The sequence below is a fragment of the Terriglobus sp. YAF25 genome, from assembly GCF_052113305.1.
Taxonomy (GTDB): Bacteria; Acidobacteriota; Terriglobia; order Terriglobales; family Acidobacteriaceae; genus Terriglobus.
In genome coordinates, this window is sequence record NZ_JBFRCY010000190.1 from 1 (window position 1) to 11,727 (window position 11,727).

The 11,727-nt window shown below is 57.9% G+C and carries 12 protein-coding genes; 8 read left to right on the plus strand and 4 right to left on the minus strand.

Annotated features, from left to right (window positions below; genetic code table 11):
* The 6 genes from AB4043_RS09950 to AB4043_RS09975 all read left to right on the plus strand — a co-directional run.
* Positions 1-2,176: BamA/OMP85 family outer membrane protein (locus tag AB4043_RS09950; RefSeq protein ID WP_442306971.1), on the plus strand; the 2,176-nt coding region annotated here is incomplete at its 5' end.
* Positions 2,176-2,952, plus strand: coding sequence for a SurA N-terminal domain-containing protein (locus tag AB4043_RS09955; RefSeq protein ID WP_442300186.1), 777 nt, complete (start codon positions 2,176-2,178; stop codon positions 2,950-2,952). The genes AB4043_RS09950 and AB4043_RS09955, both read left to right, overlap by 1 nt.
* On the plus strand, positions 2,949-3,161 hold the full coding sequence (locus AB4043_RS09960; RefSeq protein ID WP_442306972.1) for a hypothetical protein: 213 nt from the start codon (positions 2,949-2,951) through the stop codon (positions 3,159-3,161). The genes AB4043_RS09955 and AB4043_RS09960 overlap by 4 nt, the downstream gene beginning before the upstream one ends.
* Entirely contained in the window at positions 3,161-6,610 is a 3,450-nt protein-coding gene (locus AB4043_RS09965) for a translocation/assembly module TamB domain-containing protein (RefSeq protein WP_442306973.1), read from the plus strand. Before AB4043_RS09960 ends, AB4043_RS09965 begins: the two co-directional genes overlap by 1 nt.
* 69 nt (positions 6,611-6,679) lie before the next feature.
* On the plus strand, positions 6,680-7,477 hold the full coding sequence (locus AB4043_RS09970) for a BON domain-containing protein (protein WP_442300184.1): 798 nt from the start codon (positions 6,680-6,682) through the stop codon (positions 7,475-7,477).
* 202 nt (positions 7,478-7,679) lie between these two features.
* Positions 7,680-8,504 (plus strand): UbiA-like polyprenyltransferase, encoded by an 825-nt coding sequence (locus AB4043_RS09975; RefSeq protein WP_442300324.1) that lies wholly within the window; start codon positions 7,680-7,682, stop codon positions 8,502-8,504.
* A gap of 99 nt (positions 8,505-8,603) precedes the next feature.
* Here the strand turns inward: AB4043_RS09975 and AB4043_RS09980 are convergent, their stop codons facing one another.
* Genes AB4043_RS09980 through AB4043_RS09990 form a run of 3 tightly spaced genes read right to left on the minus strand, consistent with a single transcriptional unit; the run spans position 8,604 to position 9,366 of the window.
* Positions 8,604-8,954, minus strand: a complete 351-nt coding sequence (locus AB4043_RS09980) for a CsbD family protein (RefSeq protein ID WP_442300183.1) — start codon at positions 8,952-8,954, stop codon at positions 8,604-8,606.
* A 54-nt stretch (positions 8,955-9,008) separates the two neighbouring features.
* Positions 9,009-9,158: a lmo0937 family membrane protein gene (locus AB4043_RS09985; RefSeq protein ID WP_147649268.1), complete on the minus strand. Its 150-nt coding sequence runs from the start codon at positions 9,156-9,158 to the stop codon at positions 9,009-9,011.
* A 55-nt stretch (positions 9,159-9,213) separates the two neighbouring features.
* A complete protein-coding gene (locus AB4043_RS09990) occupies positions 9,214-9,366 on the minus strand; it encodes a lmo0937 family membrane protein (protein ID WP_442300182.1) in 153 nt (50 codons plus the stop codon).
* Positions 9,367-9,529: 163 nt separating this feature from the next.
* On the opposite strand from AB4043_RS09990, the gene AB4043_RS09995 reads away from it, so the two are divergent.
* Complete coding sequence (locus AB4043_RS09995; protein WP_442300181.1) at positions 9,530-10,351, plus strand: prephenate dehydratase; 822 nt, start codon at positions 9,530-9,532, stop codon at positions 10,349-10,351.
* Between the two features lie 198 nt (positions 10,352-10,549).
* On the opposite strand, the gene AB4043_RS10000 is transcribed toward AB4043_RS09995, so the two are convergent.
* Positions 10,550-11,353, minus strand: a complete 804-nt coding sequence (locus AB4043_RS10000) for a TIGR03435 family protein (protein WP_442300180.1) — start codon at positions 11,351-11,353, stop codon at positions 10,550-10,552.
* A gap of 138 nt (positions 11,354-11,491) precedes the next feature.
* Between AB4043_RS10000 and AB4043_RS10005 the strand changes: the two genes are divergently transcribed.
* Positions 11,492-11,727, plus strand: a 236-nt coding sequence (locus AB4043_RS10005) for an LON peptidase substrate-binding domain-containing protein (protein ID WP_442306974.1), incomplete at its 3' end; no start/stop codon positions are given.

Here is an 11,727-nt window from a genome sequence, read left to right on the forward strand (position 1 = left end):
GATCAACGAAGGCGCGCACAACATTAAGGAAGCCTTGCAGCGGAAAGGGTTCTTTGACGCAGACGTAACGGCGTCGCGCAGCGGCGCGGGCACAGCGCAGGAGACGGTGACCTATACCATCCACAACAACCGGAAACACAAGGTTGTATCTGTAGACATCGCCGGGAATCAGTACTTCGATACCGACACGTTGAAAGAACGCATGCAGGTGGCGCATGCGGACCCGTATAACCGAGTCGGCCGCTACAGCCAGCAGCTCCTGGCCGCCGATGTTGCCTCCATTCAGGCGCTGTATCGCGCGAACGGCTTCAGCCATGCCGAAGTGAAGACTGATGTTAAAGATGTCGAGTCTGACAAGAATAAGTCGGCCCAGATCCGCGTTCTGCTGACAATCGTAGAAGGGACGCAGCAGAAGTTTGGCGAGGTCGCTCTCAATGGCGCGAACCCGGCCCGCAGCAGCGAGATTCGCGGCCTAATGAATGCCCAGCAGGGCCAGCCGTACTCGTTGATTACTTTGTCAGGTGACCGCGATGCAGTTCTGGGCTATTACCTCAGTCACGGTTTTGATCAGGCCCGGGTGGAAGTGCATCAGTCGAAGGCAGACGGCAACGACACCGTGATGAATGTATCGCTGGACGTCACCGAGGGCGAGCAGGTCTTTGTGAACAAAGTCCTCATCTCTGGAGCGATGAAAACCCGGCCAGTTGTCGTGCAGCGGCAGGTTGAGCTCAAGCCGGACCAGCCGCTGGACCAGACAGCGTTGCTGGAGACGCAACGCAATCTCTATAACCTCGCACTGTTCAGCGAAGTAAATACCGCGGTCCAGAATCCCGATGGCCATGCCACACGCAAGAATGTGCTGGTGCAACTGAAAGAGGCAAAACGCTGGGACGTGACCTACGGTTTCGGCTTTGAGGCGCAGACCGGAACACCGCAGACGAACTGCAATGCGCAGCTCTCGTTGAATCCCAATACGGACTGTAGGCAGGAAGGGAAGGCGGGCGTGAGCCCGCGCGTCAGCTTCGACGTTACCCGTATCAATTGGCGTGGAAGAGATCAATCACTGTCGATGCATGTGACCTACGGCCTCCTGGAACAGATCGCCACGGCGACTTTTTCGCTGCCGCACTTCCGCAACAAGCGCAACCTGGATGCTGCGGTCTCCGGCGGCTATAGCAATGTGCGGAACATCTCGACCTATGCGTCCAAGCAGTTGCAGGGTTCCATGAAGCTGACGCAGCGTGTGAACCGCGCCGACACGTTGATCTATGACTTCACCTATCGCCGCGTGTCAGTGGATCAGGCGAGCCTGCAGATTTCCGCCAATCTGATTCCCCTGCTGTCGCAGCCCGTGAAGGTGGGTGGCCCCGGAATTACGTTGCTGCACGACACGCGGCAACCATCGCCTCTGGACGCGACCAAGGGGATTTTTCTCTCGGCACAAAACTTCTTTTCCAACCATGTCTTCGGTTCGGACGTGGACTTCAATCGGACAGATATCACGAATTCCACTTATTACGCTTTCGGCAAGAAGAGCCGCTACGTCTTTGCCCGGAGCACCCGGTTTGGGTTTATCGCAACGCTCGGGTCGAATCCTCAGCTTGATGGCAACACAGCCTGTAGCTCGAAGCTGGTGACTGACCCGAGCTGCATTGCGGTACCTCTGCCCGAGCGTTTGTACGCCGGCGGGGCGACCTCACATCGTGGCTTCCCCATCAACGGCGCCGGGCCGCGCGACCTGACGACTGGATTCCCGGTCGGCGGAAATGGCGTTTTTGTAAACAGCTTCGAGATGCGTATGCCCGGACCGGTGCTGCCGCTTGTGAATGACAATCTGCAGATCGTGCTGTTCCATGACATGGGCAATGCGTTCATCAACGTCTCCGATATCTGGAAGAGCTTCGGGCGGTTCCATCAGCCCAATGAGCAGACCTGCAAGGTCTTTACCGGCGTAACGACTGGTACCTGCGACTTCAACTATTTCTCGCATGCGATCGGTACGGGCGCACGGTATAAGACTCCGGTCGGGCCGCTTCGTGTGGACTTCAGCTATAACCTGAATCCGCCATATTATCCGGTGGTCAATGACTATTCGCTACCGTACCCACAGGTCAAAGGATTTGCGGGACGTGCGAGCCACTTCAACTTCTTCTTCAGCATTGGGCAGACCTTCTGATGATGACGTGTTGGCACAGGACGATTGCAGTGCTGGCTCTGGCAGCTTCCATGAGCGCCATGGCACAGCAGACGCCTGCGCCGACAACGGCTCCGAAGCAGGGCAATGCGCCAAAGCAGGGCGATGCTCCAAAGCAAGGCGATGCGCCAAAGCAAGGCGAGCTGCTGGATCGCGTCGTTGCCATCGTCAACAAACAGCTCATCCTGGAGAGTGACGTCAATCAGGAGATGCGGTTTGCGGAGATTCAGCCCTTCCGCATTGCGCGAGGTGGTACTCCCTATGAGCAGGCACTCAACCGGCTGATCGATCGCACTCTTGTGTATCAGCAGGCTCTGGAGCAGCAGCTTGAGCCGGTGAGCGACGAGGAGGTCGATGCGGAGCTGGAGAAGTTAAAAAAGCAGCTCTCTGAGTGCCAGATCTATAAATGCAGCGCTAATGAAAATGGCTGGAAGGAGTTCCTCTCACAATACGGCATCACCGAGCCGGAGATGCGTGAGCACTGGCGTCAGCGCATGACGGTGCTGCGTTTCATTGAGCAGAGGTTCCGGTCGGGAGCAAGCATCACCGACCAGCAGATCTCGGAGTACTACGAGAAGACCCTTGTGCCAGAGGTGAAGGCGCGAGGTGGAACACCGCCACCGCTGGATCAGATCTCCTCACGCATTGAAGAAGTTCTGTTGCAGCAGCAGGTCTCCGCCATGCTGCAGGACTGGCTAAAGAGCTTGCGGGAGCAGGGCAGCGTACGCATCTTCAAGGATGGGGAGGTCGCGCCATGAGCGAGCTTCTTCCCCAGCAGAACCAGCAGTCCGACGAGAACGTACCCCTTTTGCCAGGCAATCCGCCACGGCGTAAGGTCATGCGGATTGCGGCATGGATCTTTGCCGGAACCGGCGCGTTGTTGCTGTTGCTGACGGCTCTGCTGACCTTGTACACGCATACCCAGGACTTCCAGAAGAAGCCGAGGTCGTGGATGGAGTCGTTCTGATGAATGACAAGCCAATTCCATTCGAGATGGCTGCGCGTCAGCTCGGTGTGAATGTGCGCTATCTCTCGTCATCTGACCGCTATGGCATTTCCGTCGCTCTTAACGATCTGACGACGAAGATGCAGGAGATGCCTGAGGCGAAGTCGCACATGACCGCCGAGATTGAGCTGGGCCGCTCGATGGTGGCGCTGAAGAGTCTGCACCTGGCGACCGGCGAGAGCTCGATGCTGGACCTGACGGCGCAGCTCGAACACTTCGACAATCCGGTATGGGAGGCAACGGCCAAAGGCGATCTGGAGATCAAGCAGATTTCGGTGTTGAGTGGTTTTCCAGGCCTGAATGCAGGGAACGTCGCATTGGACATGACCGCTCATAGCTGTGCGGTTGCGCCCCAGGAGGCACAGAAGCAGCCACACTTCTGGCAGAGACGTCACCCGGCTCAAAGTCCGGCTAACGTAAAGACATTGCCGCCGGATCCTGAATGCCAGAAGGGCTACCTGGTCGCCGGAACCGTCAAGGCGCGTGGAGCAGGCTATACGGATCAGTTTGTTCGTGTGCACGGTGTGGATCTCGATACCAAGTTGCACGTTACGCCGACCGAACTACTGCTGAACGCGATGTTGATCGATCTGTCGGATGGCGGCCATATTGCCGGCGATATGCGGATCAACAACTGGCTGGGACAGATTCCCGAAGATACAGCCCAGAAATCGCCCACGGTTGCCGCTAGCCAGCAGACGGCGAATACAACGGCGAAGGCGTTGAATTCCAAGCCGCCGGCAGAAGGGAATCGCACGCTGCCGAAGGGCGTGCGGTCGCATGCTTATGTCGATGTCACATTGACGCGCGTAAGCCTGCGCGCCATTGAAGAGATTACGCAGCCGCGCGGCTTTACCGACCTTGGCCTGGATGTGGCGGTAACCGGGCCAGCGAAGGCCGAATGGGGCGGAGACTTCGCTCACATCGAAGACTCTGTAATTGTGAATGCGAACCTGAAGCTGGCGCCGACCGGACGGCAGGTGCCGGGGAGACAGAATGTTCCGGTCTCCGGCTCTGTCGTTGCTGAGTATCGCGGACAGGGAGAGATCGTGAACATCCAGCAACTCACGGCAAAGACTCCATATACGACGCTGGAGGCAAATGGCGTGCTGGGTGTCGATAAGGGAGACGCCGCCACGGCTCTGCGCACCAATATCGTAATGGGGAATCTCGCCGAGTTGGATTCGATACTGACGGCCATCGGTTATGACCCCCGGGAGAAGCGGGGCGCCAGCGCGCTGCCCATCGACCTGCAGGGAGCAGCGACCTTCCATGGCACAGCATCGGGTCCGATGGCCTCACTGGATATCAAAGGGCATCTGGAAGCGACTGGAGTGGAAGCGAAGGTGGCGCCGGACTCAACGCTCCTTATCGATTCCCTCATTGCCGACGCGGAATACACACCGCAGGGGCTGGCGGTTGCGAGCTCGACGCTGAAGCGCGGGCACTCATTGCTGCATGCTCATGGCTCAGTGAAGGCACACCACATCCAGGGGCGTCGAGGTGTTTCGTCCTACGAGTGGGACAAAGATTCGGTTGTGGATGCCGATGTGCAATTGGCCGATGCGGATGTTGTGGAAGCATTACAGATGGCCGGACAGTCGAATCTGCCGGTAACCGGAACTTTGAACGTCAATGGCCATCTGGCCGGCACCATTGGAAATCTGAACGGCAAAGGCACGGTAGCGTTGCGCGATGGTGTGGCCTACGGTGAGCCATTCCAGTTGGCGCAGACGAACCTGAACGTCCACGGACACACGATCGATGGCGAAAATCTGTTGATCCGTGCTCACAACGTACAGGTGCTGAGCGGAGACGCCGGCTATGACATCGATAACAAACAAGTGCATGCGCACGTGCAGACGCACGATCTACGGCTCTCCGCCTTCGAGAATGTGAAGAAGCGGAACCTACCGGTCGACGGGATTCTGACTGCGACCCTGGATGCGAAGGGCCCGCTGGATCAACCGAACCTGCAGGCGAATCTGCGCGTGACCAACGTTACGTTAGACGGTTCGCCGGTGGGTGAGTTGACGGCAGATGCCCATAGCCAGGGTTCAATGGTCTACCTGAAGGGACAATCGACGCTGCTGCATGCCGCGATGAATGTGGACGCTCAGGCGCAGCTCACCGGGAACTACGACTCACAGGGCAAGCTGGAGTTCAGTAATCTCAACATCGAGAACGTCCTGAAGGCGCTGAATAATGCGAAGCTCAAGGCCACGTCGAATCTTGCCGCAGGAACCATCCAGACTCCCGTACTGACCGGCCGCGTAGAGATGAAGAACGCCAATATGGCGTACGAAGATATCCCAAATGGTCTGAGTAATATCAACGGCACTTTGGTTTTCAACCGGGATCGGCTGGAGGTGCAGTCGCTCACGGCGACCACAGGTGGTGGACAGTTGCGGCTGGGTGGATTCATGACCTACCGGAACGGCTTTTATGCTGACCTGACCGCGACGACGAATGCAGCACGTGTCCGTCTCTACGGCGTCAGTACGACGGCGAATACCAGCCTGCATCTGATCGGCAACAGCAACTCGATGCAGTTGAGCGGCGATGTGCTGATTACCCGTTTCGGCCTTAGCGAAGAGTTTGACTTTGCCCAGTTTGCGGGCAGCGGCGCTGTTTCGGCTCCGCCGGATCCGGACGCGTTGACCAATAAGGTGCACCTCAATATCCGGGTGACCTCATCGCCGCAGCTTGACTTCCAGAACTCGTATGCCAAGCTGGCCGGTAAGGTAGACCTTCGCGTCGTGGGTACACTGGCGGTTCCTTCCGTGCTGGGACGCGTGTCGATTACCGATGGCAGTGCAAGCTTCGCGGGTGTGCAGTACCAGTTGCAGCGCGGCGATGTCTACTTCAATAACCCGGTGCGAATCGATCCTGTCATCGATCTGGATGCGACGGCGCGCGTCAGTAACTACGACATCACCATCGGCTTGCATGGTACGTCGACCAGCCTGAAGCCAACCTATCGCTCGGAACCACCGCTCAGCGAGGCGGACATCTTCGCCCTGCTGGCTCTGGGGCGAACCCAGGAACAGGCCCAGATCTACCAGGAGCAGCAATTGCGGAGCGGAACCGATCCGACGACCTCGGCACTGCTTGGAAGCGCACTGAATGCGACCGTCAGTAACAGGGTATCGAAGCTGTTTGGTGGAGCGGGAACCGTGAAGATTGACCCCTCTTATACCGGCGCTGTGGGCAACTCGTCGGCCCGCATCACAATTGAAGAGCAGCTATCGCGGCAGTTGACGGTGGTCTTTGCCACGAATGTGAACTCGTCGGCACGACAGTTAATTCAGCTTCAATACCAGGTAAACCGGAATAACGCGATTGTCGCCACCCGCGATGAAAACGGTGTTTTCAGCATCGTCTATAAGATCCGGCAGCGCTACAAGTAATATAGATACATCTATTGACGGGACCCCGGCTTCTAACAAGATATGAGTTCGTCAGCGTTGTCGAAGAGGATGCGGTTTACGAACGTTGTCAGCGCCCTTGGATTAGCGCTGGCGATAGCGATGGGCATCGCAGGAATCACCGCGCATGCGCAGGGTAAGAAAGAGTCTGCCAGCGGCACCAATGATACCCAGATTCTTCAGGATCTAAAGGAAAAGCTCAGCAGCAAACGGTTCGGCGGTGTGAAGCCCGACGTGAACCGTGGTGTGGTCACTCTGAGCGGCTCTGTAGACCTCTACAGTTCCAAGGCCGATGCGGATAATCGTGCTCATCACGTGAAAAATGTGCTGGCTGTGCGCAACATGATCGAGGTTGCCAGCAGCAGCGAACTGACTGATGTACAGTTGCGCGACAAGCTGGCGGAGAAGCTCTCGTACGACCGAGTCGGCTATGGCACCACCGCATTCAATTCCTTCACCATCGGTGTGCAGGATGGCGTCGTGACCCTCGGCGGGGTAGCGTATGGCCCGATGGATCGCGATTCTGCGGTGAGTCTGGTGTCGAACTATCCGGGCGTGAAGGATGTTGTGGACAACATCGAGGTCGCGCCCCTCTCGCCGAACGACGATCGTATTCGCATGGCGGTGGCGCGTGCAGTGTACGGCTTCCCATCGCTGAATAAGTACTCCATTGACCCAGCCAAGCCGATCCGCATTGTCGTAGTAAACGGCAATGTGACGCTAGCGGGTGTCGTGGATACGCAGGCGGACAAGGATACGGCGGGGGTCCGCGCCAATGGGGTGGCTGGGGTCTTCAAGGTGACCAACGACCTGCAGGTAGCGGGCGCGGCGAGCCCGGAGCAGCGATAGAAGCATTTTCTCTGTGGGTGTGTAGTCCGGAGCTTCTGCATCCTGTGGGCGTTTCCGCAATGAAACGCCGCCGCACTCCCCCTTCGGGATTCCCAGCAACAGGGAAACGCTCTTGAAATACCGGCAAAACCGCAATCAGGCCCGGACAAACTACAATAAAGGCGTGCAGGGAATCTGGCGCAATACGGCAGTCACACTTGAGATGATCAAGTGGGAACACTCCATCTTTGCGCTGCCTTTTGCGCTGACGGCATCGGTGCTTGCCGCGGGCGGTATTCCGCCGCTGGCGAAGCTCGGATGGATCGTCGTGTGCATGGTGGCGGCGCGCTCCGCGGCAATGGCTTTCAACCGTTTGGTGGATGCCGAGATCGACAGTAAGAACCCGCGCACGGCAATGCGCGCCATTCCTGCCGGTTTGTTGAGTGCGAAGTTTGTGGCAGGGTTCGTGATTGTGAGCTGCGCGTTGTTTCTGTTCAGCGCTGCGATGTTGAATCGCCTGACACTGCTGCTCTCTCCGGTCGCGCTCGGCGTGGTGCTCTCGTACAGCTATATGAAGCGCGTGACGCGCTGGAGCCATCTTGTTCTAGGCCTGGCATTGGGCATCGCGCCGTCTGCTGCGTGGATAGCAGTTCGCGGATCATTAGACCCGCGGATCATCGTGCTGACGGGCGCTGTGCTGCTGTGGGTGGGCGGGTTTGATGTGCTGTATGCCTGCCAGGACTTCGACCACGACCGCCGTGTCGGGCTGCATTCAGTGCCCTCGGCATTCGGTGTAGAGGGCGCCTTCTGGATCGCCCGCATCATGCATGCCGGCATGCTGGGTCTGCTGGTGTGGCTGGGAACACTATTCTCGTTCGGTCCGGTGGGCTGGGTGGGTATCGGCGTGGTGGCTCTGCTGCTGGGCTACGAGCACGCGATTATCTCGCCCAAGGACATGCGCCGCATGAATGCTGCGTTTTTTACCTTGAACGGCATTATCGCGGTGTTGTTTATGAGCTTCGTGGTTGCGGACGTGTTGCGGCGGTAGCTGGCGGGTCGAACTCGATGGGATTGGGTCCCCGACTCTATTGGCAAAATAAAAGCCCGGCGCAAGGCCGGGCCGGAGGGGAGCTGGTATGCCCCTGTCCTATGCTGAGCGGCGAATGTTATCGCGGTGCTCACGCTGTTCGTCTTTGATGTCGTCGAGTTTCTGGTTCACTTTATCTTTGGCGTTTTCGGCTGCAGTGGTGATCTTGTCGCGCATGCTGGTCGCGTGGGTCTCAGCCTGTTCGCGACGGACATCGGCTTCGGTGCGTGCGGTCTTGTGAACCTCCGCGGCCGTGTCCTTGGCGTTGCCCCAGGCTTCCTTGGCGTGGCCTTTGAGTTGGTCAGCGACACCGGAGTTGGCAAGGCGTTCATTGCCAACGGCTTCCCCGACACCTTCTTTGACCTTGCCCACTACTTGATCGATTTTTCCGCTGATGTTGCTCTTGTTCATGATGAAGACTCCTTGGTTGGGTCGTGCGTTCTGGAAGGGAGGCGCAACCCGCCGTTAGAGCGGATTGCGTCCCTGAATCAAACGAATAAGCAGCGCGGCCACGGCCAAAAAGAGCAGCAGATGTATCCATCCGCCGAGTGTGTATGTACTGACCATGCCGAGCAGCCAGAGAGCGAACAACACAATCGTCAAGAAGAGCAGCATTCGTTCCTACTCCTTCTTCCGGCTTACGCGAATGCGTTCCGCAGGTAGTGTGAAGTCAAAGCGCTGAGCGTCGGCCGGCAAGCAGGTTGAAGATCAGCGAGATAACGGCGAGGACGAGCAGTATGTGAATCCAGCCGCCGAGCGTGTAGCTGGAAACCAGACCGACGAGCCACGCAACAAGAAGAATGACTGTAATTGTCCAGAGCATTGGAGGTTCCTCCTGGATGAAATGCCCCGCAGCCGGGCGCGGGGGAAATCTGTGTAACGCGGACGTTACGTGAGAGTAAGTTGCCAGATAGACTTTGAACGTTGCCAGAATTTACAGGGGAATTTCTCCTCGGTCATAGTGAGCACAAATGGAAAAGGTTGCTTTGCGAGTTGCAATTCAGGGTGAGCGTGGATCGAACAGCCATGCCGCAGCAATGAAGATGTTGGGAGAAGGTGTAACTATCGTGCCTTGTGCTCTTTCCGTGGAGGTGGCGGAGCGCCTGGCCGCGGGCGACGGTGTCGATACCGCCGTGCTCCCGATCGAAAACACACTGCACGGCTCCGTGGCAGAGCATTACGATCTGCTCTTCAACCACGACCTTCGTATCGAAGGAGAGCTGCTGCTGCGCATCCTCCACAATCTGATGGTGATGCCAGGTGTCACCCTTGAAGAGGTGAAACGCGTACTATCGCATCCGGTTGCGTTGAGCCAGTGCCGCCGCTGGCTGGCAGCCCATCGTGAGCTCGATGCGGTTCCGTTCTACGACACTGCGGGCAGCGTGAAACATATGATGGCGAAAGGTGATCGCAGCACCGCTGCCATCGCCAGCGCTCCCGCAGCGCCGGAGTATGGAGCCGAGATCCTTGAGGCAGGTGTCGAAGATAACCCAGAGAACTACACCCGCTTTCTTCTGCTGAAACGTAAGGCAGATGCGGTCAACATTCCGCAGGCGAACAAGCTCTCTCTGGCCTTTTCGGTCGCGCATCGTCCAGGAACGCTGGTGCAAGCGCTGCAGGGGCTGGCCGAGGCCGGCGTCGACCTGACGAAGATTGAGTCAAGGCCGGTGCCCGGGAAACCCTGGGAGTATCTGTTTTATGTGGACTTCCGCTTTACAGGCGAGGAACAGGCGGAAAAGGCAGTCGCCAGCCTTCTGAAGAGCTGCGACCTGGTGCGCGAGATGGGACGATACATGGCTGCGAGCTAGCGGCATGCCGACAAATTTGAGATCGCCTATAGCAGGGCCCCCATGTCCCTCGGGGACATGGGGCCCTGCCTTTACTCTCACAAGCGCTCTCATCAACCTTCTGAATCATCCATCCGACGCTAGAAATACGGTCGCGCAGAGCGCACGCTAAGCCCCAGCGATGAGTTCGCAGGGGATCCCCGAAGTGTCGACAAGACATTAGTTCTCCGTCGGCATCTCGACATGATCGATAACGAGGACCTCGACCGGGCCTTTACGCTTTTCCAGTTTCAGGCCAAGCTGTTCCTGGATTGCCGTGAAGATGGACGGCGGAGGATCGGGGATGGGAGCGCCGTTCATTCTCGCCGGGCCTTCGGGCGGCGTATAGTTCAGTTCCATATCGAATCTACCGGGAATGCCGGTCGCGTCGACCACCGGTTCATTCATGCGCAACGCGATCTGACGGGCAAACTGCTCGATCGTTCCTCCCGATACACGGATCTGGCCGTACATGCCTCCGAAGTGAAGACCGTCATTCTGCGCGGGTTTGAGTTTCGGACCATCTTTGGCCGGTAGGAGAGCGTAGCTCATCATCTCCCGGTTCTCGTGATGACAGGTGAGGTGAAAACGTTCGGCGAGCAAAGCCTGCACCATCTTGGGTTTCTGTGCCCGCCGGAGGTCGGTCGTTTGGGCTTCGAAGCGTGTTTCGGAGTCTTCGTCCAGCTTGGCGTCGATATCGAAGTTCACGCCGCTGATGCTGCCCAGGGCGCCCACAATCCGCGCCTGCGGCATCCCGTAGGCAAATTCCAGCAGGCCCTTCATCGAGACGTTCTGGGTTTTGAAATTGCCATTATCGGAGGAGCTCCAGATATGGGACCGGCCATCCCCAACACTTTTGTTCTGCTTCACCGAGGCGACGTCAAAGGCAGGCGGTTTGGGCTGGTTTTGCGTGGGTGTCTGGACGGGCAGCAGGGTGCCTGCGGCCGCCAGAAATGCAACGTAGAAGCTCCGGATGTTGCTCATGCCGGGAACTTTAGCAGAGTTTCCACTCAGTGGATCACCTGTCCAGCCGATAAGTCATCCAACGGAGGGTAGGTCGGTTTGCGACCAATCTAGTTCTGCGGCATCTGATATGAGAAGATCTGATAGAGGTTCACTCACATGGGCGATTTTGTAAGCGTGATCCGGCCCAACGCCGGCGAAAAGAAGGAAGAGCCGCAGAGCAAGCGGGTGGTGCCGGTACTTCCGGTGCGAGACACGGTTCTGTTTCCGCACGCGGTCCTTCCTCTGACCGTGGGGCGCGAGAGCTCGATCCAATTAATTCAATCACTTGGCGAGGAAAAGACGATTGTTGTAGTCGCCCAGAGGGATGCTCGCAACGACACCCCTCAGCCGAG

Bases quoted from the DNA above. Each gene is read 5' to 3' on its own strand.
- AB4043_RS09955 (WP_442300186.1), top strand. From the start codon at position 2,176: ATGATGACGTGTTGGCACAGGACGATTGCAGTGCTGGCTCTGGCAGCT.
- AB4043_RS09960 (WP_442306972.1), top strand. From the start codon at position 2,949: ATGAGCGAGCTTCTTCCCCAGCAGAACCAGCAGTCCGACGAGAACGTA.
- AB4043_RS09965 (WP_442306973.1), top strand. From the start codon at position 3,161: ATGAATGACAAGCCAATTCCATTCGAGATGGCTGCGCGTCAGCTCGGT.
- AB4043_RS09970 (WP_442300184.1), top strand. From the start codon at position 6,680: ATGCGGTTTACGAACGTTGTCAGCGCCCTTGGATTAGCGCTGGCGATA.
- AB4043_RS09975 (WP_442300324.1), top strand. From the start codon at position 7,680: ATGATCAAGTGGGAACACTCCATCTTTGCGCTGCCTTTTGCGCTGACG.
- AB4043_RS09980 (WP_442300183.1), bottom strand. From the start codon at position 8,954: ATGAACAAGAGCAACATCAGCGGAAAAATCGATCAAGTAGTGGGCAAG.
- AB4043_RS09985 (WP_147649268.1), bottom strand. From the start codon at position 9,158: ATGCTGCTCTTCTTGACGATTGTGTTGTTCGCTCTCTGGCTGCTCGGC.
- AB4043_RS09990 (WP_442300182.1), bottom strand. From the start codon at position 9,366: ATGCTCTGGACAATTACAGTCATTCTTCTTGTTGCGTGGCTCGTCGGT.
- AB4043_RS10000 (WP_442300180.1), bottom strand. From the start codon at position 11,353: ATGAGCAACATCCGGAGCTTCTACGTTGCATTTCTGGCGGCCGCAGGC.